We start from the raw sequence: 25603 nt of genomic DNA, 5'->3' as shown, positions 1-25603 counted from the left end.
GAGGATTACGATGGGCGGTTCAATGCCTGTGTGGGGAGCGGTGGTCCTCACCATTTCGGTCGCTATCTTGACCCAATTCGCGTCCTACTTCATCCAGTATCGACAACACAAACACGATCACGAGCGGCGCCGCACCGAAGAATGGCATCGCAATCTCCGATGGGCAGTGGAACTCATCGCCGACAACAACGACACCTCAGTCACCCTCGGGGTGTTCGCCCTAGATGCCCTGGATAACAACGAGGTTTCCGACCACGATCAGCATCTCATCGACGCGATTCTGCTGGCTATTATCGGCGACGACTCGGTAGCACCAACGGCCACCGCCGGGCAGGTCGCGGCCGCGCGTCTGCTGGTGAAGCGGGAGCGAGAAGGAAAAGTCACTGGCCCACTTGCCACCACAATTCACACCCTTGCCGAACGAAAACAATCCCCCAGTTAGAAACTTGCCGGGCAGGGCTTGGTGGTCAGGCACATCGGCAACAAGCGGTACGCGGTGCGGGATGAAAAGCCCTAGATCCGGCCGCGCCGCCAGGCCCACACTGAACAGACCGCGCCAACAAGGAGCGCAACCGACGTAGTCAACCACTCGGCACCACTATGCGGAGGGTGAAGATGCATCTGCTGGAACTGCTCATTAGACAGAAACTGCACACCGGACTCTTCGCTTTGCGCCTGATACATCGCCCAGCCAAGGCCTGGCACCGACGCGAAGTTCACCACCATCGACAACAACGACGCAGCCGAGAAAACCGTGATCGGGAACGCAACCCAGAACCAAGGAAAACGCCTCGCTTGACCGTCAACTGGTGCACGCAAGGCCGAGAAGGCAACCAGAATTGCCACAACGATGGCGGTGGCGAGGTAAAAGTTCATTTCTCGGTCTCCCGTTCAGATTTATCGATGTCGCCTATTGGTCCAGAACCCTCGTGCTGGGAGTTTAATCCTCGGCTACCGAGTTACACCACTCTAAGGGGCACGACTCCACGGCAAGAAGTTCGCGGTGCTCGACGAGCAACTCAAAACCGGCACTTCCTAACAACTTCGGGGTCAGACCCCCTTCCAAGCCGGCTAAGTTGTTAGGAAGTGGCATGAACCGGTATTGGTATCGGGTGCGTGCCGGCCCTTGGGGTCGTTAGGCCTTCAGTTTTATCGAAAGGTAGAAACACCACTCCCGCGGACTTGACCAAGCGACGCAGGTCTCCCTACCGGAACCTCCAGGTCATGGGGAGCCTAACCTCCACCACGCAGAAGAAAGGAGCCAGGCGGATTGTTATGTCCCTTAACCCCCTTAACCCGAACCGGCGGCATAAAAATAACCCCCCACCTGCGTTAACAGGTAGGGGGTACGGTGGAGCTGCCGGGAATTGAACCCGGGTCCTCCGTTAACTCGCCAGGGCTTCTCCGTGCGCAGTTCGCGCATGATCTCTGCTTGACCCTCCGGCTCGGACGAACTCGTCCCGGATGATGGGCCCAGTCAGCGGTAAGGTGTCCCGCTCAGCCCCGCTGACGCGGCTGAGCAGCAAGCCTCTTAGTCGATGCCAGGGTCCGGGTCAGAGACAAACCCGGTCTGACAGACACGCGGTCGCTTGCTTAGGCAGCGAGGGCGTAGTCGCGCTGAGTGTTCTCGGCGCTTATCAGTTTGCTGCGACGCTTACGGTGGTCCTCAGCCTGCACCGGCACGCTTCCCCTGGCTCACTATACGAAGTCGAAACCAAAATCAGCCCCGTAGTTCTGCGGCGGGATCATGCAATCTTTCCGCAGGAAGCTCGACATTAGCGCAAGCCTGAGCGAATGGCAAGTGTCTATCGCAGGCCGCTGGGGCGGACGGAGATTTCTTGGACGACGGCGTCGTCGGTGGCGTCGACGGCGAGTCGGACGGCGGCGGCGATGGAGGCGGGTTGGACGTAGAGGTTGCCGTCGTAGTCGTGGTTGCCGCCGTGGGCTTGGAGTTGGATTTGCATGTCGGTGTCTACGCGGCCGGGGTGGACGGAGGTGACGCGTAGTCGGCCGAGTTCTTCTTCGCGGAGGGCGTCGGTGAAGGCGCGGAGGGCGAATTTGCTGCCGGAGTAGACCGCGCTACCCGCGCCGGAGTGGTGTCCGGATCCGGAGTTGATGGCGACGATGGTGCCGCGGGTGGCGCGCACTGCGGGCAGGAGCAGGCGGGTCAGTTCGGCGACGGCGAAGACGTTGAGGGCGAAGACGTCGTTCCATTGGGTTGGGGTGAGTTCTTCGACGGTGCCGAGGGTGGCCACGCCAGCGGAGTGTACGAGCACATTGAGGCTGTCGATGCCTTCGACCGCTGCAGCCAAGGCTGCAGGGTCAGTCAGATCGACAATGAAGGCTTCGGCGCTAGGGAGCTTATCGACGACCGCCCGTGCCCCCTCTTCGCTCGTAGCTCCCACCAATACATGGTGGTCACGGCCCAAGTCGTGGGTGATGGCGGCGCCGATGCCGCGGCTAGCTCCGGTGACTAGTGCGGTTTTCATCCGGTGATCCCCTTCACGCGGCGGCCGAGTTCGCGGGTGATTTCTCGTTCTTCGGTTCGACGCTTGATGTCTTGGCGCTTGTCGTAGTCCTGTTTACCTTGGGCCAGGCCTAGTTCGAGCTTGACTCGGCCTTCTTTCAAGTACAGCTGCAGCGGGATGAGGGTGCGGTTGCCATCGCGGACTTTGCCCATGATGGAGTCGATTTCTCGGCGATGCAGCAGGAGCTTGCGGGTGCGCTTCGGGGAGTGATTGGTCCAGGAGCCCCGGGAGTATTCGGGGATGTGGAGGTTGCGCAGCCAGACCTCGCCGTCGTCGACGGTGGCGAAGGCGTCAGTGATCGATACCTTGCCTTCCCGGAGCGACTTGATTTCAGTGCCGACGAGCGCGACACCGCACTCGAAGGTTTCAAGGATGTGGTAGTCGTGCCGGGCCTTGCGGTTGCTAGCCAGGACGACACGGTCCTGGGGTTTCTTTTTCTTGGCCATAACTTTTCCCATGGTACAGGCCGTGTCTAGGTCAAGAACAGCACTGTCCAGCCGACCACGATGCTCACGGCGATCGCCATCGTGATGAGGAGAGGCCAGGCCCGGCGCGGTCCCACCATGAGGGAGCTGCCGAGCCGGGTGGTCGACATCAGCGAGGTGGGAGTCGGGGTATTGAGAGCGAGGGCGGCGAGGGCAGGCCGTTCGACGATCTGGGGAGCATAATCACGGGCCGCAAGATGGTAGCGGTCACGGACTTCGGGGTGACCAGTGAGGAAGACGCGAGTGTGAACGGGGTCGTCGGCGACGTAGCGGGCGAGGGTGTCGGCGTCGAAGGGTGCGGTCCGCGGGAGGCGGCCGATGAGGAGGTCCCGGTCGGCGTCGATAAGCAGTGCCCGCGAGGTGATGGAGGATTCGAGGACATCGATATCACTACGCATCTCCACGGCCTCGGGGTCGAGCCCGGCGGCGGCGAGATCGCCGACGTAGCGGCCGAGTTCGCGGACGGAGATTCCCGTCGCATGGACGAGGACGACGCGGCGGGGCTGGTGCGAGGGCGCGGCGTTAAACGCGGAGGTAACGCAGCGGGCGATGGTGGGGAACATGCCGAGCAGATGTGTCTGCCCCTCTGCCAGAGATATGGCCACGCCGAATCCACCCGGGCCGGCGGATAAGCCCATGTCCCATTCCATGCTTACCTAGAAGAGGAAAGACACACCGAGAATGATGGCGGCGGCCACCACCAAGATCAGCACGAGATTGCGGGTGTTGCGGTCCTTGGTGTCGGTTGGTTCCACCTCCGGGGTGGATTCGGGGATGGTGACAATGGATTCCGTCGTCGGGTGAAGCAGCGCCAACCGGGCGAGATCTTGACGGTCGATGACCTCAGGAGCCAGGTCGGCGAAGGCGTCGACCACCCCGCCGCGAGTGTCGGGGTGCCCGATGAGGATCGGGCGGACCGCGGGATCGGCGTCGACGATCTCGGATGCGCGACCGAAGTGGATGGGTTCGCCGCCGGTGGCGGGCGGGGGCACCATGATGTCCCGGTCGACGTCGATAAGCACCACCGCACTGCCGTACGCAGTGCTGAGGACCTCAATGTCCGTGCGGACCTGCACCTCCCGGGCGGGGATTTTCTCGATCACCAGCTCCCCCAAATACCACTTCAACTCGTAGGAGGGGATGCCCACCTCCGTGATGAGGACCGTGTGGCCAGGTAGTTTACTGCTCTCGCCCTGGGCGGCGGCACGGACAGCCCGGTCGATGTCGGAGAAGAAACCGACGGAAGTGGGGGTGCCGGTGGCGCCGAGTTTCGCGGCGCCGATGCCGGTGGGGGTGGCCGCGAGGGCAAGGGTCCAGGTCATGGCTCTACTTTCTCACATAACTACGCAGCGCCACCTGTGCGGTGATGCCAGAGAAGACGACACCGATGATCGCGACAATCGGGGCAACCAGCCAGATATCCGCAGTCGTGACCGGGGCGATGAGCTGCGAGTCATAGAGCCCACGCAGGGCCTTGTCGATGACGAACTCCTTGCCCAAAAACAATCCGGCGGTGGCCAAGATGGCTCCGACGAGGGTGGCAAAGACGGCCTCAAGGACGAACGGTGCCTGGGTGTACCAGCGGGAGGCGCCAACCATGCGCATGATCGCCATCTCATCCCGACGACTAAAGGCAGCGATCTGGACCATGTTGGCGATGAGGAAGATGGCAGCAATTGCCTGCACAGCCGCCACGAGGAAGGTGGCGTTACGGACCGCATCGAGATTGTCCGTGGCGCCGCGCAGATCATCAACCTGATCGACGACAGTGTCCACCTGCGGCAGGTCGCGCACCGGCTCCAGAGCCGACTGGTCGAGGGGATCTTCGAGGCGGACGTGGAGGGCGGCGGGCAGCGCATCCGGGGACGTCTCGGCCGCGAGCTGCGGGTCGGTGTCCTGGAAAACCTCAAGGAAGCGTTCGTAGGATTGCTCGCGGGAACGATAAGTCACAGACTCGACGCCGTCAGCGCCTTCGACGAGGTTGCGCACCTCCTGGCAGCCGGCGGAGGAACAGTCGGCATCGTTGGCAGAAATCTCCTCATCGAACTGGATCATCACCTCCACGCGATCGAGGTAGATGTTCTTGGTGTCCTCGGTCATGTTGGTCACGAGGAAGCCCGTGGCCAGCAGCGCCAAAGAAATGGCCGTGGTGATGATCAGCGCGATCGTCATGGTGACGTTGCGCCCCAGGCCGCGCAGGGCTTCTCGGAAAACGAATCCAGGTTTCATCAGGTACTCCTACCGCTTTCTGTAACTATCGGGATTCGCCGTAGACGCCGTGCTGGTCATCCCGCACGAGGCTTCCGAGGTTGAGTTCAATGACCCGGCGGCGCATGTCATCGACCGCGCGGGCGTTGTGCGTGGACATGATGACCGTCGTGCCACCCCGGTTGATCTGGCTGAGCAGCGTCATGATGTCGTCGGAGGTCTCCGGGTCAAGGTTGCCGGTGGGTTCGTCGGCGAGGAGCAGCAACGGGCGGTTAATAATGGCGCGGGCCACGGCGACTCGTTGCTGTTCACCACCAGAGAGTTCGTTGGGCATGCGGTTGGCCTTGGCAGCCAGACCGACCATCTCCAGGGCGTTGGGAACGGCCTTGGCAATGTGCTTTTTATTCTTGCCAATCACCTCAAGTGCGAAGGCGACGTTGTCGTGCACGTTGAGCTTGGGCAGTAGCCGGAAGTCCTGGAACACGTACCCGATGCGCTGGCGCAGCTGGTTGATCTGGCGCCCCTTCAAGGCGTTCACGTGGAAATCAGCGAAGTGGATATCACCTGAAGTGACGTTCTCCTCCCTGACCAGCAGCTCCAAGAAGGTGGACTTGCCGGAGCCCGAGGGGCCGATGAGGAAGGCGAACTGACCCTTGTCAATCGTGAGGCTGATGTTGTCCAGGGCAGGCCGCGTCGAGGTTTTGTAGACCTTGGTGACTGATTCGAAGGTGATCACGTCCCTCACTGTAGCCAACCACCCGTGACGCGTGAAACAAAAGTGGCAGAAGTTGTAGAAGTGGTGATGAGAAATCCGCAGGCCGAAACCCCCGGGCTTGAAGTGGCCTAGACCCTAGCCGTCAGATATGGTCAGGAAATTATGAGTCAACCGACATCAACCAGACAGCAGCCGACATCCGACAGGGCATCCGGTTTCCTTGGGATCGTCGAAAGGCTTGGCAACAAACTCCCCGACCCCTTCTGGCTCTTCGTCATTCTTGCCGGACTGGTGGCCGTGGCCAGTTGGATTGGCTCCACCATCGGGATGTCCGCCGTCAAACCGGACACCGGGGAGACCATCGACGTCACCAACCTGCTCAACCCCGAAGGCCTGCAACGCATGGTCTCCGAAGCAGTCTCCAACTTCACCGACTTCCCGCCACTCGGGGTCATCCTCACCGTCATGCTGGGCGTGGCAGTGGCCGAGTACTCCGGACTTCTCTCCGCCCTCGTGCGCGCCATGGTGTCCAAAGTTGGCCCCCGCATGCTCACCTTCGCCCTCGCATTGGCGGGCGTCACCGGCTCCGTCGCCTCCGACGCCATCTACGTCATCCTCATCCCGCTGGGCGCGATGGCCTTCCACGCCGTTGGCCGCTCCCCCATCGTCGGCGCCATGGTCGCCTTCGCCGCCTCATCCGCCGGCTTCAACGCCTCCCTCATCCTCAACATCACCGACCTCTTGCTCGCCGGCCTGTCCACCTCGGCCGCCCAGATCATCGACCCCGATTACGTCGTCTCTCCCCTGGCCAACATCTTCTTCGTCATCTTCTCCGCCATCATCTTGGCGCTCATCGTCACCGCCGTCACCGAGCTCTTCGTTGACCGCAAGGCCCGCGAATTGGTCGATCACGACAAAATCGATTACTCCGAGCTGTCCTTCAATGAGGACGACGACGATGATCTCTCGCTCACCCCCACCGAAGCCAAAGCCCTCGGCATCACCGGCATCGCCCTCGTCGGATACCTGGCCATCTACTTCGCGCTGCTGTTCGTCCCCGGCTCGCCCATGGTCACCGACGAAGGTGTGATGAACAGCCCGCTCATCCGCGCCGTCGCCGTCCCCATCTCCTTAGCGTTCTTCTTCCTCGGGCTCGTCTACGGGATCGCGGCCAAGACGATTGAGAGCGCAGGCGACATTCCGCTTTTCATGGCCCGCGGTATGAAATCTCTGCTGCCCATGCTCGTCCTCTTCTTCGCGGTGGCCCAGTTCCTCGCCTGGTTCAGCTGGTCCAACCTGGGCGTGTGGACAGCCATTAAGGGCTCGGAGCTCCTCCAAACCTGGGATCTGCCGCCGCTGCTCATGTTCGCCGGGCTGGTCCTCATGGTGGCGCTGCTCAACCTGTTCATCACGTCTGGTTCGGCGCAATGGGCCCTCATGGCGCCAGTGATCGTGCCCATGATGATGCTGGTCGGCGTGTCCCCCGAGGTTTCCCAGATGCTCTTCCGCATCGGCGATTCCCCCACCAACATCATCACGCCGATGAGCCCCAATTCGCCCTCGCGCTGACCTTCCTGCAGCGCTATTACAAACCGGCGGGCGTGGGCACGCTCATGTCGCTGGCCCTGCCGTTCGCAATCTCCATGCTCATCGGCTGGTTCCTCGTCTTCGCCGTGTGGTACAGCCTGGGCATCCCGCTCGGCCCCGGCACCCCGATGGACTACGTCGCGGGCTAAGCCTGCTGCTCTGCCATCCGCCAGCGGATGCCAGCCTCGAGGAAGCCGTCAATGTCCCCGTCCAAAACCTTGGTGGGGTCATTGACTTCGAAGTTGTTCCGCAAGTCCTTGACCATTTGGTAGGGGTGCAGAACGTAGGAACGCATCTGGTTACCCCACGAGGCGTTGCCGCCAGCGCCAAGGGCATCCATTTCAGCTCGCTCTTCCTGGCGTTTGCGCTCCAACAGCTTCGCCTGGAGCACGCGCATGGCGGAGGCCTTGTTCTGGATCTGAGATTTCTCGTTCTGACAGGTCACCACAATGCCGGTGGGAATGTGGGTGAGGCGGACCGCGGAGTCGGTGGTGTTCACGGACTGACCACCCGGGCCGGAGGAACGATAGACATCGACCCGAATCTCCGAATCGGCGATCTCAATCGAGTCGGTTTGCTCCACCACGGGCAGAACCTCAACCTCAGCGAAGGAGGTTTGCCGGCGGCCCTGATTATCAAAAGGGCTAATGCGCACGAGGCGGTGTGCACCCTGCTCCACCGAGAGCGTTCCATACATATAGTCACCGTGCACGACGAACGTCGCGGACTTGATGCCCGCCTCCTCGGCGTAAGAGATGTCATAGACGTCGACCTTGTGGCCGTTCTTCTCCGCCCACCGGGTGTACATGCGCATGAGCATTTCCGCCCAGTCCGCGGCGTCAACGCCACCGGCACCGGAGCGGATGTTGATCACCGCTTCACGCTGGTCATACTCGCCCGACAACATCGTTGTCACTTCGAGCGCTTCGACCTGGGTGCGCAGGTCCTTCAGCTCGTCGTCGACCGTACCGTCGTCCTCGCCCTCTTCCTCGGCGAGTTCGTACATGATCGGCAGATCATCCAGCCGCTGGCGCAGTTCCGTCAGTTTGCGCAGCTTGCCCTGCACGGCGGAGAGCTCAGAAGTCACCGTCTGCGCGTGATCGGGGTTGTCCCACAACGAGGGGTCGGCTGCTTGTTGCTCCAATTCCCTCACCCGGGCGGACATCTCCTCCGGGTCCATGACCTTTTCGATGGTGGAGAGAGTGGAATCAATGTCGTCCAACGCAGCAGATATTTCCGGTCGCATAACCCGTTAGTCTACGTGGCTAGTCTACGTGGCTCCGATTGCTGGACACCCGTGCGATCGCCGCTACCAACACCAGGCCCGCAGCGGTTCCCACGTTGAGCATGAACAGTCCCACGGCGGCTTGCCCCGTCTCGTCCGGCAGGACCGCCGTGATGAAAAAGCCGATGCCCAGGCCAAAGGAGGTCGCCCACGCCCCCACCAGCGCCTTGCCCGATACCTTGAGGGTCAACCACACCACCGCAACAATGGAGGCAATCGCGCACGCCGCGATCTGCAGCGGGTGGTATTCACCTCCATTGAGCATCGTCCACATCGTGGCGAACCAGATGATCACTCCGCCCGCGATGCCGAGGCCGCGGGCTTTCCACGCGCGCCTGGCGTTTCCGGCGAAGGCCATGCCAACGATCTGCGGAACACCGAAGAGCACCACTATGGTCAACAAGCCAATGATGTTCATTAACATTCACCCACTCTACCCGGACAGTCTCGGCGCGAGGAGGCACAATGGACCCCATGACTCAACCAGCCTCCACCCTTGATGACATGATCGCCGCCATTACTAAGACCTTCGCCGTGGCCCACGAGACGGATTCCGATGAAGCCCTGGCGCAGGCCCTGGTCTACAACGCCGGCCGTTTGGCGTGGCGGATGCGGGAGCAGGGGGTGGAAAGCGAGCAGAAGACATCTGTCTCGGACGTGGTTACGGCGGCGGATCGCGCCGCGGAGGATTTCATCGCCGGGGTCCTGGAGATCCTGCGCCCGAACGATGGCCTGCTCGGTGAGGAAGGCGCGTCGCGTGAATCTACTTCGGGCCGTACCTGGGTCGTCGATCCAGTAGACGGTACCTATAACTTCACGTCCGGTTCGGATTATTGGTGTTCGGCCCTCGCGCTCGTCGAGGGCGACCCGTCCCACCCGCAGGCCCTGCTGTTCGGGGCTGTCCATCGCCCGGCAATGGGATACACGTGGTTCGGTGGCCCGGGGATTGCGACGACGCGGGACGGAGTGGGCGTCGATAAGCTCACTGACCAGCCGGCCGCCGCGGTGAGCCTGTCCACCTACCTTCATCCCACGTTCTTGGCGCAGGATGCGGTGCGCGCCGCGTGGGTGCGCGTGGCCACCCAGTTCGCGACCCTGCGCATGTTCGGGGCAGGGTCGGTCGACCTTGCCTCGGTGGCCGATGGTTCGCTCGGCGCATGGATGCAACATTCTGTCGCCGATTGGGACTGGCTGCCCGGCAAGGCCCTCGTCGAGGGCGCGGGCGGAGTCGGCGTCAAGGTGGAGGCCGGGGGCGTCACGTGGTGCGTGGCCGGAAATGCGCTGGCTGTGGAGCAGGCCACCGATGCGCTGACTAGGATGTCAGCATGAGCAATTATGCCGATGACCTTGCTTTAGCCCTCGAACTCGCGGACCTCGCCGATGCGCTGACCTTCGATCGATTCGAGGCCACCGACCTCCACGTCGACTCCAAGCCGGACCTCACGCCCGTGTCCGACGCGGATCTGGCGTGCGAGGAACTTCTGCGCACCAAGCTCGCGGATGCCCGCCCATCGGATGCCATCCTGGGCGAGGAATTCGGCGGCGACGTCACCCATGCGGGCCGCCAATGGATCATTGATCCCATCGATGGCACCAAAAACTTCGTCCGCGGCGTGCCCGTGTGGGCGACCCTCATCGCCTTGCTTGTCGACGGCCGCCCTGTCGTCGGCGTCGTCTCCGCCCCGGCGCTCACGCGCCGCTGGTACGCCGCCGAAGAATCCGGCGCGTGGCGCTCGTTCAACGGTGGCTCCCCCAAGAAACTGTCCGTCTCCGGCGTCACCCAGCTTTCCGACGCCTCCGTGTCTTTCTCCTCCCTCACCGGCTGGGACGAGCGCGGATTAAGGGACAACTTTTACTCCCTGTCCGAGAACACGTGGCGCCTGCGAGGCTTCGGCGACTTCTTCTCCTACTGCCTCGTCGCAGAAGGGGCCGTCGATATCGCCGCCGAGCCCGAAGTATCCCTCTGGGACCTGGCCCCCCTGGCCATCCTGGTCACTGAGGCCGGCGGCCGATTTACGTCACTAGCTGGCGAGGATGGCCCCCACGGCGGCGACGCCGTGGCAACCAATGGGCTGCTCCACGACGCCGTCCTTTCCACCCTGCGTTAATTAATCCGCATTAACTACTCAGCGAGCTGGAACCCAGCTCCCACGCCCCCGCGGGCATCAAGATCCTGCACGACGTTGTCCATCGAGGTGGACACCGTCGGCATGAACAGCGGGCCCTGCAACGGGGTGCGGCAGGCCAGCTCCGGGAAGGGCAACGACCCGCCCGAGATCATGCCGACCATCCGATCGCCCGCCATGACCGGACCACCAGAATCGCCCATCATCGCGCAGACCTGGGAGACCTGCGAGTAGGAATCAGCACTCCACACATTGCCACAGGTGTTGCCCGTGGCCACGCCCTGCTTGCACAGCAACTGCCCCGGAGAGACCGGCCCGCCGACCGAATTCACCGTGACCCCGTTGTAGCTACGGGTGATCTCAGCATTGGAACCAAGCTCAATGACGGAATAATCATGCAGGTAGTTCGACGCCACCACGGTGCCTGTCGGCCCCACCTGCCAAGAATCCGCAGAAAAGACCTTGTCTCCTGCCTTGCCACAGTGCCCTGCGGTCAGTCCGACCTTGCGGCCTTCCGAGTCCGTACCCACGACACCGAGAGTGCACATCATGTTCCCACCGATGTACACCGGCGTTCCCGGGCCATAGAGCGAGGCATCCTGGTTCTGAACAACCATGGACTCCTCCGGAATACGGGGAGCATCAAACCACGAGCCGGGCACTCGATGAAGAATGAACTCTGAAGTCGGCTTACCAGCCATCGCCTTGGACACCGGGTCCATCTGCCAACGGTAATTCGGATCAAGCGGAACGAATTCCTCCGACACGAAACGCTCACGGATCTCCGGGGTGACCTCCACCGGATCAGCAAACGGCGCCGCCGGGTTCCACGCCAAAAACTCCTGCGGAACAACATCCGTAATGGTCTTGTCCACCGCATCAGTGATCGACTTATCCACCGGAGCAGTCGGGATACCCACCGACGCCAGATCAGCGCGCACCTGATCCACCAGCTGCGCCGAATCAACCCCCTGCGCGTTCGCCAACGACGGCGAAGCTGCGAGCACCGCCCCCATCATCACTGTGGACATCAAAACACTTCGAACGCGGGACAGCCGTCGCATTGTGGGGGATTCTCTTCTCTTGTCGTACCCGGAAACTTTCTGTGGTCATCATGCCACGCCAACACCATTCCCGACGGACGAAATACGGACCGTGTCCAAATGGTTATCAGCCTCCCAGGATGAGGCCGAGGAATACACTCAAAGCAGTCGATCTGATGAAAGGACCTGTCCCATGAGCAGTGCATCTCCCTTCGACGGCCTCGCCGAAGACTACGACCGCGAACGCCCCCGCTACCCCCGTTCAGCGTTCGAGTGGATCTCCTCAAAGTGCGACCTCGCCTCCGCCACGACCGTCGTCGACGTCGGTGCCGGAACCGGAATCGTCCTCGAAGGGCTCCTCCCCCATCTGCCCGCCGACTGCCGAGTCGTCGGCATTGACTACTCCCACGACATGATCCAGGTGGGCAGCAAGAAGTTCCCGGACGTCGAGTGGATCCAGGGAGAAGCCGAAACCCTTCTCGCACCCCTCGCCCCCATCGACCTGATCACCGCCGGCCAGTCTTACCAGTGGCTGGACCGGGAGCGCTTCCTTGCCGAGGCGTACGCCTCACTGAACTCGCGGGGCGGATTGGCCATCATGCAAAACAACCGCGACTACCACTCCGGCGGCTTCGCCGATGCCTACGAGACCCTCCTAGAGACGTTTTCCCCGGGGTACCGGCGCGACTACCGGAAGATCGATGTCCAAGCCGAACTGCGCACCACCTTCCCCACGGTCAACCTCAAGCAGTTCCGCTGGACCCAAGAGAAGACCCCCGAGCAGTTCATGGGGATGAGCGCCTCCTCGACCCAATCACAAGCAGCCCTGCACGCCCGCGGGACTGAGTACACCGCCGCCCTCAAAGCCCTGACAGCAGAGTGGAGCAGCGCTGACGGTCTGTTGACGATCCCCTATGTCACCGAGGTCTACCTCGGCCAGAAATAGGGACGAGCCTCGCTGTCGAGAACACACTTTGAGTCAACCGATCTGACGTTGCCCTCCCGTGGGGCCCCAAAACCCGCACTTCCTAACAACTCCGGGGTCACTCCGTCTTCCACACCCGCCAAGTTGTTAACAAGTGCGGGTTTCGCCGACTACCACCACTCCCTGGAGACACGGCAAGGATGGGTCGGCCGCTGGCCCCAAAAAGTGCGATATCACTTCACCTATTCATCGAGTGCCCGGATCGCGCCACTCGATTGATGGGTGAACTCGAATTGCCCTTTTGGCGCCCCTCGCGATATCGCCCAAGCCAGACACACATTTTGCCACTTAACCCACCCCGATCTCCGGGGCCGACAACGCAGAAACCCTCTCAACCGAAGTTGAGAGGGTTTCTGGTGAATTGGTAGCGGGGGCAGGATTCGAACCTACGACCTCTGGGTTATGAGCCCAGCGAGCTACCGAGCTGCTCCACCCCGCGTCGGGTGATATTCAATTTCACCTCGCCGTGACTTTCTGTTTTAACAGGCTGTCTCGGCGACAAGATGAAACTATACCCAGACGCGAGGAGGAACCCAAATCGCCAGGTCACTAGCGATTATTGCCCTGCGGTGAGGGACTGGTAGTTCTTCACTGCTTCGTCCAACTTGTCCAAAGCTCGACCGTATTCCTCGTTGGTTCCGGTGCGGGCCTTTTCGACGTCGCTGAGGGCCTGGTTGATCCTGGCGATTGCCTCGCCCTCGGCGCCCGTTCCGCTGGCTGGCGGGGTCGGGGTGGTCGTCGGCGTGCTGTCGGGCGTGGAGCCCTCTTCCGTGGTCGGTGGGGTCGGAGTGCTGCCGGAGCCTCCGTCGACTACCTCAATGTCTTGAGCTGCGCTCGGGTCGATGCCCACCTGAGACAGTGCCTCGGCGATGGTCGGTGCGTATCCCACGCGGCCCTTGTAGGAGACGAGCATGCGCAGGAGCTTCGGGAAGGCGGACTCTTGATCCTTGCGCTGCGAGTAGATCGGCTCCGCGTAGAGGATCTCTCCCCCACCGACCGGCAGGGTCAGCAGGTTGCCGAAGTGCAGGTCATTCGTGTCCTGCCAGAGGGCGCGGTCACGAGCGACCTGGTCGGAGGACTCCAGGGCGTCCTGGGCCTGCTTCGGACCCTGCTTTTGGGTGTTGGTCGGCAGCACGCGGACGGTGATGCGACCGTAGGTCTCCGGATCGGAGCTCACAGCCATGTGCGCGGCCAGGAACTGGCGGTTAAGGCCACGGAAGGGCGTGATCAGCTGGAAGCTGGAACGCTGGGTTTCAGGATCAGCTGCGACGACGTAGTACGGGGGCTGGTTAAGAGCCCGGCTGTTTTCGGCCGCAGTCGGGTCTTCCGGTACGGACCAGAAGGCGTCGTTGGTGAAGAAGACTCCGGGATCGTCGACGTGGTAGCGGGCGAGTAGTTCTCGCTGGACCTTGAACAGGTCCTCCGGGTAGCGCAGGTGCTCCCTCAGCTCCGGGGTGATCTCGCTTTCAGATTTGACGGTGTCCGGGAAGATTCCCTGCCACGCCTTAAGAACCGGATCTTCGGTGTCGAATTCGTAGAGCTCGACGGTGCCGTCGTAGGCATCAACCGTTGCCTTAACGGAATTGCGGATGTAGCCAACGTTGTCAGAGATCAAACGCTGGTTGGTGCCCTGCGGGTTGAGGGCGTCGGTGGTGGTCTCCGTGAGGGAGGTCTGCTGGGAGTACGGGAGGCCGCTCAGCGTGGTGTAGCCGTCGACGATCCACTTCACGCGGCCATCAATCACCGCGGGGTAGGTCTTGGAGTCGGTGGTCAGCCACGGGGCGACCTTTTCCACGCGGGAGCGCGGGTCGCGCTCGAAGATCACCTTCGAGTCGCCGCCAACACGATCCGAGAGGAGGAAGTTCATCTCCTGGTAGCGCAGCGCGAAGGCGGTGCGGTTGAACAGGTTGCCGATTCCGACGCCGCCGGAGCCGTCGTAGGTGAAGGTGCTGGTGTCGGTGTCATACTCCACGGCGCCCTGCCCGCTATCGCCGACGATGGCGTAGTCAGCGTTGCCGGTGCCGGACGCGATGACGGGACCGAAGTAGATACGGGGCTGGTCGACCTTGATGCCCAGTTCCTCGGCGCTTTCGGCTTCTTCGCGTGCCGCGTTGGTCTGCAGGTCAGAGACAGTGAAGACGGGGAAGCCACCACGGGTGGATCCGGCATCACGGGCAGCCTCGTCGACGGTGTTGGCCTGGGCGGCGATGAAGCCATTGCCGTGGGTGTACACCGTGTGGCGGTTGATCCAGTCCTGCTGGTTTTCACGCAGGGAGTTGGGGTTGAGCTCGCGGGCTGCGACGACGAAGTCGCGCATCTCGCCGTCAACTTCGTAGCGGTCCACCGAGAGGTGCTCCGGGAAGCCGTAGAAGTTACGCAGCTGCTCCATCTGGGTGAAGGTGGGCGACAGGATCTCCGGGTCCAGGAGACGGATGTTGGAGATCGTAGCCACGTCCGCGGCGACGGCTTCGTCGCTGACTTCAGTAGAACCCCAGTTATCCAGGTAGGTCACGTCGTCATCGGTGAGGCCGTAGGCCTGTCGGGTCGCCTCGATGTTGCGGGAGATGTATTCGGCTTCTTTGGCTGCGCGGTTCGGCAGGACAGAGAAGCGTTCCATCAGCTGCGGCCATGCGAAACCGATGGCGAAGGAAGACAGGAGCATAAGCACGACGGCCAGGGCCGGGATGCGCAGGTCCTTGAGCACGATGGCGGAGAAGAAAGCGATCGCGACGAACACGGCGATGATCATGAGGATGATCTTGGCGGGCAGGACGGCATGAATATCCGTGTAACCGGCGCCGGTGAAAGTGTCCTGGCGGAGGAAGAGGAGATCGTAGCGATCAAGCCAGTAGGACACGACCTGCAGCAGCATCCAGATGCCCGCGGTGACGGACAGTTGCACGAGGGCGGGGCGAGCGATGTTGCCCTTGACGCCCATGGCTTGGTTGCCGATCTTGATGCTGCCGAGGAGGTAGTGCCCGATGAGCGCCACGAGGAAGGCGACGACGATGAGCATCGACAGCGTTTCGACGATCAGGCGAAGCGCCGGCAGGGAGAAGGCGTAGAAGCCTAGGTCGAGGCCGAACTGCGGATCGTCTATGCCGAAGGATTCACCGTTGAGGAACATCATCACCGTGCGCCAGGAGCCCTGACCGATGAAGCCGGCCAGCAAAGCAATGACGACTGGAATGCCGATGAGCAGCGCGCGAACGGACTTATCTAAGGCACGGCGGTACTGATGAACCGGCGAGTTGAGATCCATGTGCTCGAGGCTGTCGGGCCGATTGCGCCACGTGAAGTAGCCAGCCAGCCAGGTGATAAAGCCCGCGATGAGAGCGAACACGAAGAAGAGGATGATGCGCACCACGATGACCTTGGTGAACACCCCTCGGAAATCGACTTCGCCGAACCAAAGCCAGTCGGTGTAGAAGCCGACGGCCATGGGAGCAAGGATGAACAAAAGTCCAACGATGCCGATGGTCCAAGTCAAGACCTTTGGCGGTCGGCTCAGGGACGGGGAGGGTTGTGAGAGGCCGGTGGCCAATTCCTTACTCCTAAATTGTTAATTAAACCTGCAGGTGTACTGTCCTAGCCTAGAGAAATTCCCCCCTTCGTGACCAAAAGGATGAACGATGAGTGCACCCGATTCCGCCACTCCGGCTCTCAACGCCGCGATGCTAGAGGCCGTCGAGTTCGTGCATGCAGAAGGTTGGGATGCCCCGCCGACGCTGTTCGCGCTGGTCCCCACAGCGCTGCTGGCCGACCAATTAGCCGACCCCGATGAGGCGTCTCCGCTGACCCTGGTGGTGCAGGATCTGCCGTCCCACATCCTCCCCGGCTCCGACGAACTGGGGGACTACCTCTCCCGTTTGGCCTGGCCGACTGAGGTGGAAGGGGTAATCCTGGCCCAGGAGATCACGTTCCGGGACACCGCCGATGCCGATGAGGACAGTGAGGTGGCTCCCCGCCCCGCGCGCCTCTACTCCGGTGTCCTGCGCGCCGAAGGAGTGGAGCTGACGCTGCTGCAAATGCGGCCCACCGAGGAAGAATTAGCGGAGGGCGATCCCTTCGCGGAGGACCGAATAAATCTCCGCGGCGGCCCGGGCGTCGCCCCGGGAGTGCTCCTGGCATTGCGATATGGCCTTGAGCAGGACCCGGAAGCAGTCGACTAGACTAGCCGGGACGTCTTAAGAACAGCCCTGAGGAGTAACACCGTCGTGCGCCACTCTCCCACTGCCCGCCTCTCTGCTCTCGCCGCTTGCGTTGCGTTGAGTGCGGGGTTAGTCGCGTGTGGCAACAACAATGACGAAGGCGACCCCACGCCTGCTCCTTCAGAGACAACATCGACCACCACACCTGCGGAATCCACCGAGACGACGACCACCTCGACAGAGGTGGAGGATGCAGGGGATTCGACGGCGTCGGCAAGCACGACGGCGACTTCGGCGAAGAATGGGATGCCCAAGGATGTAGCGGAAGCGAAGAAGCTGTTTGGTTCGCTCGCCCCGGCGTCGCTGTTTGAGGATTTTGACTCATGCAATCCGAGCGGGATCAATGACGCCTATGAGTGCTCCGGCGCCGAGGTTGGTCAGTTCCAATTCTTCGATTCGCAATCGAAAGCCGCGTCCACGACGCAGCTGCTGACAGAACTGCGTAGCTCCCGCGTAGTGGAAGACACCGGCTCCCGCGTGGTTGGTTGGTCGACGTTGGGGACAACGGCGGTGATCACGGTCGTGGACAATGACAAGGGCCTGGTCATGCAACAAATGGTGTCATCTGACCGCGAAGACCCGGAAAAGAAGATCTACGAGCTCGGCCTGGCGTCGCGCACCTCGTCGGCCCCGGCGGAGCCGACCGAAGACGCCTCCTAAGAACAGGTAGCGACGTCGCGCCCAGCGGCGAAGTCCGACATGGCGGCGATGGCGTCGTCCAGGGTGGACACCTTGGCAATGACCATGTCCCCGTGGTCGCGGCTGACAGCCTCGGAGCAATTGACGGCGGGGGCCAAAAATAGCTCGGCACCATCGGCCTCAGCGGCCTGTACTTTATGCACGATGCCGCCAATGGGACCCACTGTCCCATCCTCGGAGATGGTGCCGGTGCCAGCGACGTGGCGTCCACCGTTGAGCTCGCCGGGGGACAGCTTGTCAATGACCGCCAGGGAGAAGATCATTCCGGCGCTTGGGCCGCCGACGTCCTGAAGGTTGTAAGAGACGTCAATGCCATCGGTCGGTTCGGAGTTCATGAGGATGCCGAGCATGGGCACGGCAGCGTCGCGGGGATTTTCCCCCAGCGTCACCGTGACGTTCTCCGGCTGACCATCGCGCACCAACGCCAGGTCCACCGAGTCGCCCGGCTTCTTCGCTCGCACCTGGTCCTGCACCTGTCCAGGGCGATCGACGGGTTGGCCATCCACTCCCACGATGACATCCCCGCTTTCCAGGACATCTTCGGCTGCGGAGTCTTCCACGATGTCGGCCACCACTACCTGCACGGGGCGGCCGAGGTGATTCATCGCCGCCACCGTGGCGGACGCCTCCGAGGAGCTAAACGCCTGCCGGTTCGACTGCTCCACCTCTTCCTGGGACAAGTCGGGCGGGAAGATCTGCTCGATGGGCACGAGGGTGTCGTCCGTGGTCAGCCAGCGGCCAATCGCTTGAGACAAGGTCATATTGGTACGCACGGACACCGTAGTCATCTGCAGCTGACCGGCGGTATCGTCGACCGGCTCCCCTGCGCCATCGATCTCGACGACGGGGACCCCCTCGACATCGCCAAGCGTGTCAAAGATCGGACCCGGACCTTCCGCCGCGTAGGGCACGGTCAACGAGATCTCAGTGCCGGGGACGTGATCCAGGGAGACGAGCGCGAAGAGAGCGAGCACCGGAATGGATCCCCAGGCGAGGGTGCGGAGGCGACGAGGAGGACGGTTCACGGTGAGCCAGATTACCTGTGTTCGCTGTCAGCGTTGCTACCACCATGGCCGATAGCGGGTGAGCGCCGGTAGATTGGGGACATGAATACAGGCGGATTTGGCTTTAATTTTGGTAATTCCAACGACGACGATGACGATGAGAAGCGGCGCCGCGAGCAAAACCCCTTCGAGGCTTTCGGGTTTGGCACCCCTGGTGACCCCAGTAGTTCGGGGCAGGGTGCTGGCGGCCTGGGCGACATGCTCAACCAGTTCGGCCAGATGCTCTCAGGCATGGGGTCCACGATGAACTCTCCCGAGAACTCGGATCCGGTAAATTACAAGCTCGCCGAGCGCATCGCCCGGCAGCAGATCGGCGCGCAGTCTCCGGTTCGGGACCAGGATGCTAACGCCGTGCAGGAAGCTGTGCGGCTGGCTGACTTGTGGCTGGATAACTCCACGGACCTCCCCGCGTCGGGTGGTCGCGTCCTGGCGTGGAACTCAGAGGATTGGCTCACCCAGACGCTGCCGATGTGGAAGCGCCTGGTCACCCCGGTCGCGGAGCACATGAATGAGGCGCAGATTGAGTCCCTGCCGGAGCAGGCCCGCGAGATGGCTGGCCCAATGTTGCAGGTGATGAATTCGCTCTCCGGCATGAACTTTGGCATGCAGCTGGGCAACGCCCTCGGCGATCTAGCCTCCCAGGCACTTACTGGCTCGGACTTTGGTTTGCCCGTCGCCCCGACGGATGTCACGGCGCTGCTGCCGGCGAATATTTCTTCCGCGGCGAAGGATCTAGATATCAAACCCCAAGAGGTGATCGTCTACGTTGCGGCCCGCGAATCGGCCCGGCAGCGTTTGTACCGCCACGTGCCGTGGTTGGTGGAGCGGATCGTCGCCTCCGTCGAGGAATACGCAGCTGGCCTGGTCATTGATACCTCCCACATCGAGGAAGCCACCCGCGAGCTCAACATTGAGACCGGCGATCCGGCGGCCCTCCACGATGCCATGCAGCGCCTGCAGGGCATGGACTTGTCCCCCCGCATCTCTTCCCGCAACGCGGCAGCGGCCTCCCGGCTGGAGACTCTCCTCGCGCTCGTCGAAGGCTGGGTGGAGTACGTGGTCACTGAGGCGCTGGCGGAGCGCATGCCGGCGACGGTGCCAATGACGGAAGCTTGGCGCCGTCGCCGGGCGTCCGGTGGTTCGGCCGAGCAGGCCTTTGCCAAGATCGTCGGCATCGAGCTCAACGCCCCGAAGATCACCGAGGCCGTGGAGCTGTGGCGCCGCGTCGACGTCGCCGTGGGTCAACAGCGCCGCGACAAGATCTGGGAGCACCCGGATTTCATGCCGCTGGCCGAGCACCTGGACAACTCCGCCGAGTTCATCGACGGCCTGCTCGATGAGGGCGGCGACGATAGCTTTGATGAGGAGTTTGCCAAGCTGGAGGAGATGCTCCGCGGTGAGGCCGACAAGGACGATACCGAAGATAAGGACTCTTAAGCCGTCCCCGTTAGCCGCTGGTACGCCTCGAGGTAACCCTTGGCCCGCTCGGCCTTGGGCGCCTTATCCGCCCACACCCAAAACTCCGGCCCATGGCCGGGGATGAAGGTGTGGGTTAATTCGTGGACGAGGACGGCATCGAGCACGTAGTCGGGGACGTCTTTGAGGCGGTCGCTGATGCGGATGTCCCCGGTGGAGGGGGTGCATGATCCCCAGCGTCGTTGTTGGTTAGACACCCAACGTATCGATCCGACCTGCGCTTGGCCCGCCAGGATGTCCTCGTTGAGTGCCATGGCCCGGGCATGGAGGTCCTCATCCGAGGTCCGCGAACTCGTGGTCTTGCGCCGCAGCCGCTCGACGATGCTGGCCACCGCTTTCTTCTCCTCGGCGGCGCTCATGCGGGCGGGAATGCGCACGATGATCTTCTCCCCCACCTGGCGTGCCTGGACCGTGCGGGTGCGTCGGGCGGAGCGGATGACTTCGATCTCGGCGAACTCTCTGGGCATGACAGCGCATTGTATCTGTGGTCGAATGTGCGGAAGGGGGAAGGGGAAACTGACATGTCGGAGATGAGGGTGCGGCTGGCTCCGGGAGCACATGTGTTTCTGCGCGGGCAGCGGGCGGTCCAGTTTGGGCTCGATGCCACCCGTTCGGGGGTCGTGGAGCTGAAACAGGCGCCGTTGGTCGTTTCGGAGTTGCTGAAAACTCGCACGCCGCACACCGTGGCGCAGATGGTTGAGGGGCTGAGCACGTTGGGGTTATCTCTGGCTGCGGCGCGAAGTCTCGTGGATGATCTTATCGCGTTCGATGTGCTCGTTCCGGTTCGAACCGAGACGGTGGTGCTCATCGGACGGGGATCGTTGGCAATGACGACGGCGTCGCTGTTGGAGGAATCGGGGGTGCGGGTGCGCGCTCCCATGCGCGGCGAATCGGAGTTGTCCTACCTTGCCACGCTCGACATTGATGCCCCGGTGCTCGTGGTGGATCGGTTGGCGCATGCGCGGGCGTTGGCGCCCGCATTGGCGCGCTGTGTGGGCAGGTGGGTGAGTGGGGCGATCGTCGATAAGCGTGGGGTCGTGGGCCCGGTGCGTATGCAGAACCTCGGGGCGTGCCCCTTGTGCGTCGACCTGCACCGCACGGATCAGGATGAGTTTTGGCACCGCGTGGTCACGCAGCTGCCGGGCGGGCCGGTTGCCCCGGACCCGGTGGTGGTGACGGCAACGGCGGTGCGGCTGGCCGTGATCACCCTCGATATCTTGCGCGGGATGGCGCCGCCACCCGGGCACACCGTCACTGTCGATCCCTATGGTTCGGACGAGGAAAAAGTGTGGGGCACGCACCCACGATGCCCCATCTGCTTTTAGCGGAAGGAATCCAGCAGGGAGAGCAGGTCCGCGCCGAATCTTTCGGCCTTGACGGGGCCGATGCCGGGGACATCAAGCAGCTCCGGTTCATCCCGCGGCGCTGCCTCGGCGACGGCCATGAGGGTGGCGTCGGAGAAGATGAGGTAGGCGGGGACATTGTTCTCCCGGGCCACCTCGGAGCGCCAGGCGCGCAATGTGTCAAACACCGCCTCATCGGCCCCCGAAGGACAGTCGTCGTGGCGGCCCAGGACCCTCTCCGCTGGGGTATCCAGCGGTTGGCCGCAGACCCGGCACCGTTTCGGTCGCACGGTGCGCGCGGGAATCTTCTCGATGTCCAACTCGGGCACAATCCCGTCGAGGAAGCGGGTGCGGGTGCGGGATTTGCGCCCACCTTCCTGCCGCGCCAGCGCCCACGACAGGTGGAGGTGTTCCCGCGCACGGGTGATGCCGACGTAGAACAGGCGGCGTTCCTCTTCGATCTGGTGCTCGCCGGCTTTGATGGCGTGGCTGATGGGCAAGGTGTTGTCCACCAGGCCGACGAGGAACACCGCATCCCATTCCAGGCCCTTGGCCGCGTGCAGGCTCGCCAGGGTGACGCCCTCCACGGTCGGTGGGTGCTTGGCGTCGGCGCGTTGGCGCAGAGCCCCGAGCACGCCCGTGAGGTCGAGGTCGGGGGTCGCGCGGACGATCTCTTCGATGAGGTCGACGAGTGCCTGGAGCGATTGCCACCGCTCGCGGGCTTGGGCACCTTCCGGTTCGGTTGGCGTCAGCCCCAAGGGAGCGAGGGCGGCGCGGGAGACGGCCACCGGGTCGTCGGGCAGGTCGGTGCGCTGGGCTGCGCGGACGAGCTCGCTGATGGCTTGGCGGATCTCATTGCGGTTGAAAAAGCCCTCGCCACCGCGCACCTGATAGACAATCCCGGCATCGGCGAGCGCTTGCTCGAAGGCTTGGGATTGCGCGTTGATGCGGTAGAGAACGGCGATCTCGCTCGCGGGCACGCCCTGGTTGAGCAGGTTGAGGATCTGCCCGGCGACCTCGCGGGCCTCGGTCGGTTCGTCGTCGTAGGCGTTGTACGTGGGCTGTGGCCCCGGCGCCCGCATGCCCTCCAATTCCAGGCGCGTGCCGGCCACCCGCCCGGTGGCCTTCGAAATGACGGTGTTGGCCATTCCCGTCACCTGCGGGGTGGACCGGTAGTCCCGCTGCAGCTTGACGACGGTCGCGTTGTCATAGGTCCGTGAAAAGTCCAGCAGATAACTGGGCGTTGCCCCGGTGAAGGAATAGATGGTCTGGTTGGCGTCCCCGACGACGGTGAGGTCATCGCGCTCCCCCAGCCACGCTTGCAACACGCGCTGCTGCAAGGGGGTGACGTCCTGATATTCGTCGACGACGAAGGTTCGGTACTGCTCACGGAACTCCTCAGCCACGCCGGGGGCATTTTCTAAGGCGGCGGCGACGTGCAAAAGGAGATCATCGAAGTCGAGGAGGATTCCCTCCTCGGTCGATTTGGACGCCTCGTAGCGCCGATAGACCTCGGCGACCTTCTCCGCTGGCACCGGCGGGGTGCGATCGGAGTTGGCCGTGAACTCCACATACTGATCAGCGCTGATGAGGGTGGCTTTCGCCCACTCGATCTCACTGAGCAGGTCGCGGACGTTTTCCTTAGAGGACTCGACGCCGACTGACCGTGCCGCCCGACCGACCAAGGGGAACTTGTTATCCAACAGCCGCCACGGCAAAGACCCAGCGACCTGGGGCCAGAAGTAGGACAGTTGCCGGCGGGCGGCGGCGTGGAAGGTGCGTGCTTGGACGCCGCCGATGCCCATGAGGCTGAGGCGGTGGCGCATCTCCCCCGCGGCCCGGGAAGTAAACGTCACCGCCAGGACCCGGTTGGGGCTAACAAAACCCTGGTCAATAAGGTGGGCGATGCGATAAGTAATGGTGCGGGTCTTGCCCGTCCCGGCACCGGCGAGGATACACACGGGACCGCGGGGGGCGGTGGCGGCAACTCGTTGGTCATCATCCAAGTCCTGCAGGTTGATCATGAGTTCCTCCAATCGGTGATCATCGCGTGGGCAATCGACCCCGGAGGGGCCAGGGGCAGATCGGCAAGCTGATCGCGGGATACCCAGCGGGTTTCCACGATCTCGCCATCGGTGTCGCCCACCGGATCGCGGTCGGAGGTCACCGCCGTGAAGCCCACCATGAGCGAGCCGCTGATCGCCCAGGGCTGGCTCCCCCAATACGTCACATCCGAGACGCGGCGACCGACTTCCTCCCACACTTCGCGGCTCAACGCTTCCTCGAGGTTTTCTCCGGCGTCGACGTACCCGGCGATGAGCGAGAAGTAGCTGCCCCGGGTGGCGTTGCGGCCCAGCAGAATCCGCTCGGCGCCCGCGAGGTGCACCATGCCGATCACGGCCGGGTCGACGCGCGGAAACACCTGCCGCCCGGATTCCCCGACGGCGCGGATACCGTCTGCATCAAAGGTCAGCCGACTGCCGTCTGCGGGATCGAACCAGTAGCCGTCGCGGTGGCGCAACAGAGCGATCGCCCGGGAGACCTCCCGGTCGTAGCCGAAGAACCGGGCGTCACGCACCGACTCCCCGAACGGCGACACGTCCGCAACGCGGACGGCCCACCGCCCACCGCCTAGGTGGACGGCCGGGCCGGAGGGAGAAGGCGACGTCGATAAGCGAACGGGACGGTCGGCAGCATTGACGGGGACGTGCCCGGATGGGTCAACGGGAAGGTAGTCCCTCACGGACGCTTCACGTCCTCCCCGGTCACGCGGCGGATATAGAGCAGGCGATCGCCCGGCTCCACGGTCTCAGCCTCGGGAGAATCAATGCGGTAGAGCTCGCCGGAACGAACCAGACCGAGGACAATGTCCGCGAGGTGGCGGGGATTCGCGCCCACCTCATCCTCACCGACGGGGCGCTCCGCGACGGAGAATCCCTCGTCGGGGCTGAGCAGGTCCTCCATCATTTCCACCACGGTCGGCGTCACGGTAGCCAGGCCCAGGAGCCGGCCGGCGGTCTCGGAGGAAATCACCACCGAATCGGCGCCGGACTGCTCCAGCAAGTGCTGATTTTCGGATTCGCGCACGCTGGCAACAATCATCGCCGACGGGGCAATCTCCCGGACCGACAGGGTGACCAGCACGGCCGTGTCATCGGAGTTCGGCGCAACGACGACCGCCCGGGCGCGGGTGACGCCAGCGATCTTGAGCACCTCGGCCTTCGTGCCATTGCCGGACACGGTGACCAGGCCCTGCTGCTCGGCGCGGGCCAAGGACGCCTTGTCGGTGTCGATGACGACGATCTGGGCGGCGGGAACACCGTCAGCCAGCAGGGCAGACACGGCGGAGCGGCCTTTCGTGCCGTAGCCAATGACGATGGTGTGGTTACGCACGGTTCTCCTCCAACGTTGGATCTGCAGCGTCTTGCGGGAATTCTCCGTGAGCACGGACAGCGTCGTGCCGACCAGGAGGATAACGAAGGCGATGCGGATCGGGGTGATGATGATGATGTTGATCAGCCGGGCCGACTGCGTCACGGGCGTGATGTCGCCATAGCCGGTGGTGGACAGCGACACCGCCGAATAATAGAAGGCATCGATGAAGGTGAGGCTTTCGGAATAGCCCCCGCGATCGACGTAGACGATACCGGCCACCACGAATAGCAACGCGAGGGCGTAGAGAATGCGCCGACCGATGAGCAGCCAGGGGCTCGCCGCGATCTCGCCGGGAATATTGATAATGCCCAACAAGGTGTGGTCGGGCATCTTGCTCAGCTCAGCGTCGCCGCTGAACTTGTCCCGTATCCGTCCCGGCATGTTTACTCCTTGCCCACATCTGTCTCTACCGC

General features: G+C 63.0%; 24 protein-coding genes, 1 tRNA gene, 1 other RNA gene and 1 pseudogene. 9 read left to right on the top strand and 18 right to left on the bottom strand.

Translation table 11 applies throughout. The annotated features are described in order from the left end of the window. Positions 1–22: 22 nt before the first annotated feature. Entirely contained in the window at positions 23–442 is a 420-nt protein-coding gene (locus CTEST_RS03365; RefSeq protein ID WP_144413209.1) for a hypothetical protein, read from the top strand. 71 nt (positions 443–513) lie between these two features. Here CTEST_RS03365 and CTEST_RS03360 read toward each other — a convergent pair whose 3' ends face one another. From CTEST_RS03360 to ftsE, 8 genes are all read right to left on the bottom strand, one after another. Beyond that, entirely contained in the window at positions 514–876 is a 363-nt protein-coding gene (locus tag CTEST_RS03360; RefSeq protein ID WP_052844284.1) for a hypothetical protein, read from the bottom strand. 473 nt (positions 877–1349) lie between these two features. After that, positions 1350–1728, bottom strand: a transfer-messenger RNA (tmRNA) gene (gene ssrA, locus CTEST_RS13250). Between the two features lie 77 nt (positions 1729–1805). Next, positions 1806–2489: an SDR family oxidoreductase gene (locus tag CTEST_RS03355; protein ID WP_047252542.1), complete on the bottom strand. Its 684-nt coding sequence runs from the start codon at positions 2487–2489 to the stop codon at positions 1806–1808. Further along, positions 2486–2974 (bottom strand): SsrA-binding protein SmpB, encoded by a 489-nt coding sequence (gene smpB, locus CTEST_RS03350; protein WP_047252541.1) that lies wholly within the window; start codon positions 2972–2974, stop codon positions 2486–2488. Before smpB ends, CTEST_RS03355 begins: the two co-directional genes overlap by 4 nt. Positions 2975–3000: 26 nt before the next feature. Further along, positions 3001–3651 (bottom strand): hypothetical protein, encoded by a 651-nt coding sequence (locus tag CTEST_RS03345; protein WP_047252540.1) that lies wholly within the window; start codon positions 3649–3651, stop codon positions 3001–3003. Between the two features lie 18 nt (positions 3652–3669). After that, entirely contained in the window at positions 3670–4335 is a 666-nt protein-coding gene (locus tag CTEST_RS03340) for a hypothetical protein (RefSeq protein ID WP_047252539.1), read from the bottom strand. A gap of 4 nt (positions 4336–4339) precedes the next feature. Then, entirely contained in the window at positions 4340–5242 is a 903-nt protein-coding gene (ftsX, locus tag CTEST_RS03335) for a permease-like cell division protein FtsX (RefSeq protein ID WP_047252538.1), read from the bottom strand. Between the two features lie 25 nt (positions 5243–5267). After that, the gene (ftsE, locus tag CTEST_RS03330; RefSeq protein WP_047252537.1) at positions 5268–5957 is read right to left on the bottom strand and encodes a cell division ATP-binding protein FtsE; all 690 of its coding nucleotides are present in this window, start codon (positions 5955–5957) and stop codon (positions 5268–5270) included. A gap of 141 nt (positions 5958–6098) precedes the next feature. Between ftsE and CTEST_RS03325 the strand changes: the two are divergent. Then, positions 6099–7672, top strand: a pseudogene (locus tag CTEST_RS03325) (AbgT family transporter). Here CTEST_RS03325 and prfB read toward each other — a convergent pair. Then, a complete protein-coding gene (prfB, locus tag CTEST_RS03320; RefSeq protein WP_047252536.1) occupies positions 7669–8769 on the bottom strand; it encodes a peptide chain release factor 2 in 1101 nt (366 codons plus the stop codon). The pseudogene CTEST_RS03325 and the gene prfB sit on opposite strands and share 4 nt — an antisense overlap. A gap of 19 nt (positions 8770–8788) precedes the next feature. Then, entirely contained in the window at positions 8789–9232 is a 444-nt protein-coding gene (locus CTEST_RS03315) for a hypothetical protein (RefSeq protein WP_144413208.1), read from the bottom strand. Between the two features lie 50 nt (positions 9233–9282). Here CTEST_RS03315 and CTEST_RS03310 point away from each other — a divergent pair, with 50 nt between their 5' ends. Next, positions 9283–10137, top strand: a complete 855-nt coding sequence (locus tag CTEST_RS03310; RefSeq protein WP_047254184.1) for an inositol monophosphatase family protein — start codon at positions 9283–9285, stop codon at positions 10135–10137. Continuing rightward, positions 10134–10916: a histidinol-phosphatase gene (gene hisN / locus CTEST_RS03305; RefSeq protein WP_047252534.1), complete on the top strand. Its 783-nt coding sequence runs from the start codon at positions 10134–10136 to the stop codon at positions 10914–10916. Before CTEST_RS03310 ends, hisN begins: the two co-directional genes overlap by 4 nt. Before the next feature lie 14 nt (positions 10917–10930). Here hisN and CTEST_RS03300 read toward each other — a convergent pair whose 3' ends face one another. Beyond that, complete coding sequence (locus CTEST_RS03300) at positions 10931–11998, bottom strand: S1 family peptidase (protein WP_047252533.1); 1068 nt, start codon at positions 11996–11998, stop codon at positions 10931–10933. 172 nt (positions 11999–12170) lie between these two features. On the opposite strand from CTEST_RS03300, the gene CTEST_RS03295 reads away from it, so the two are divergent. Beyond that, positions 12171–12923, top strand: coding sequence for a class I SAM-dependent methyltransferase (locus CTEST_RS03295; protein WP_047252532.1), 753 nt, complete (start codon positions 12171–12173; stop codon positions 12921–12923). Between the two features lie 401 nt (positions 12924–13324). Here the strand turns inward: CTEST_RS03295 and CTEST_RS03290 are convergent. Together CTEST_RS03290 and CTEST_RS03285 are read right to left on the bottom strand one after the other, a co-directional pair. Next, a tRNA-Met gene (locus tag CTEST_RS03290) sits at positions 13325–13401 on the bottom strand. 117 nt (positions 13402–13518) lie between these two features. Next, the gene (locus CTEST_RS03285; protein ID WP_047252531.1) at positions 13519–16506 is read right to left on the bottom strand and encodes a UPF0182 family protein; all 2988 of its coding nucleotides are present in this window, start codon (positions 16504–16506) and stop codon (positions 13519–13521) included. Between the two features lie 88 nt (positions 16507–16594). Here CTEST_RS03285 and CTEST_RS03280 point away from each other — a divergent pair, with 88 nt between their 5' ends. After that, positions 16595–17134, top strand: a complete 540-nt coding sequence (locus CTEST_RS03280; RefSeq protein ID WP_047252530.1) for a PPA1309 family protein — start codon at positions 16595–16597, stop codon at positions 17132–17134. A 45-nt stretch (positions 17135–17179) separates the two neighbouring features. Beyond that, positions 17180–17833 (top strand): hypothetical protein, encoded by a 654-nt coding sequence (locus CTEST_RS13245; RefSeq protein ID WP_144413207.1) that lies wholly within the window; start codon positions 17180–17182, stop codon positions 17831–17833. Here the strand turns inward: CTEST_RS13245 and CTEST_RS03270 are convergent. Further along, positions 17830–18897 (bottom strand): YlbL family protein, encoded by a 1068-nt coding sequence (locus CTEST_RS03270; RefSeq protein ID WP_047252528.1) that lies wholly within the window; start codon positions 18895–18897, stop codon positions 17830–17832. The two genes, CTEST_RS13245 and CTEST_RS03270, sit on opposite strands and share 4 nt — an antisense overlap. Before the next feature lie 81 nt (positions 18898–18978). On the opposite strand from CTEST_RS03270, the gene CTEST_RS03265 reads away from it, so the two are divergent. Continuing rightward, the gene (locus tag CTEST_RS03265; protein WP_047252527.1) at positions 18979–20373 is read left to right on the top strand and encodes a zinc-dependent metalloprotease; all 1395 of its coding nucleotides are present in this window, start codon (positions 18979–18981) and stop codon (positions 20371–20373) included. Here CTEST_RS03265 and CTEST_RS03260 read toward each other — a convergent pair. Further along, the gene (locus CTEST_RS03260) at positions 20370–20879 is read right to left on the bottom strand and encodes a M48 metallopeptidase family protein (RefSeq protein WP_047252526.1); all 510 of its coding nucleotides are present in this window, start codon (positions 20877–20879) and stop codon (positions 20370–20372) included. The genes CTEST_RS03265 and CTEST_RS03260 overlap by 4 nt on opposite strands. Before the next feature lie 54 nt (positions 20880–20933). Here CTEST_RS03260 and CTEST_RS03255 point away from each other — a divergent pair, with 54 nt between their 5' ends. Beyond that, positions 20934–21737 (top strand): hypothetical protein, encoded by an 804-nt coding sequence (locus tag CTEST_RS03255; RefSeq protein WP_052844283.1) that lies wholly within the window; start codon positions 20934–20936, stop codon positions 21735–21737. Here CTEST_RS03255 and CTEST_RS03250 read toward each other — a convergent pair. Genes CTEST_RS03250 through CTEST_RS03240 form a run of 3 tightly spaced genes read right to left on the bottom strand, consistent with a single transcriptional unit; the run spans position 21734 to position 25571 of the window. Next, on the bottom strand, positions 21734–23779 hold the full coding sequence (locus tag CTEST_RS03250; RefSeq protein WP_047252525.1) for an ATP-dependent DNA helicase UvrD2: 2046 nt from the start codon (positions 23777–23779) through the stop codon (positions 21734–21736). The genes CTEST_RS03255 and CTEST_RS03250 overlap by 4 nt on opposite strands. Then, positions 23776–24498 (bottom strand): NAD(+) diphosphatase, encoded by a 723-nt coding sequence (locus CTEST_RS03245; protein WP_047252524.1) that lies wholly within the window; start codon positions 24496–24498, stop codon positions 23776–23778. The genes CTEST_RS03250 and CTEST_RS03245 overlap by 4 nt, the downstream gene beginning before the upstream one ends. Continuing rightward, complete coding sequence (locus CTEST_RS03240) at positions 24495–25571, bottom strand: potassium channel family protein (protein ID WP_047252523.1); 1077 nt, start codon at positions 25569–25571, stop codon at positions 24495–24497. The genes CTEST_RS03245 and CTEST_RS03240 overlap by 4 nt, the downstream gene beginning before the upstream one ends. Positions 25572–25603: the final 32 nt, after the last annotated feature.

It is taken from the genome of Corynebacterium testudinoris (genome assembly GCF_001021045.1).
GTDB classification, from domain to species: Bacteria; Actinomycetota; Actinomycetes; order Mycobacteriales; family Mycobacteriaceae; genus Corynebacterium; species Corynebacterium testudinoris.
The sequence above is the reverse complement of the archived record's forward strand: the minus strand, read 5'-3'. Positions and strand labels throughout refer to the sequence as shown.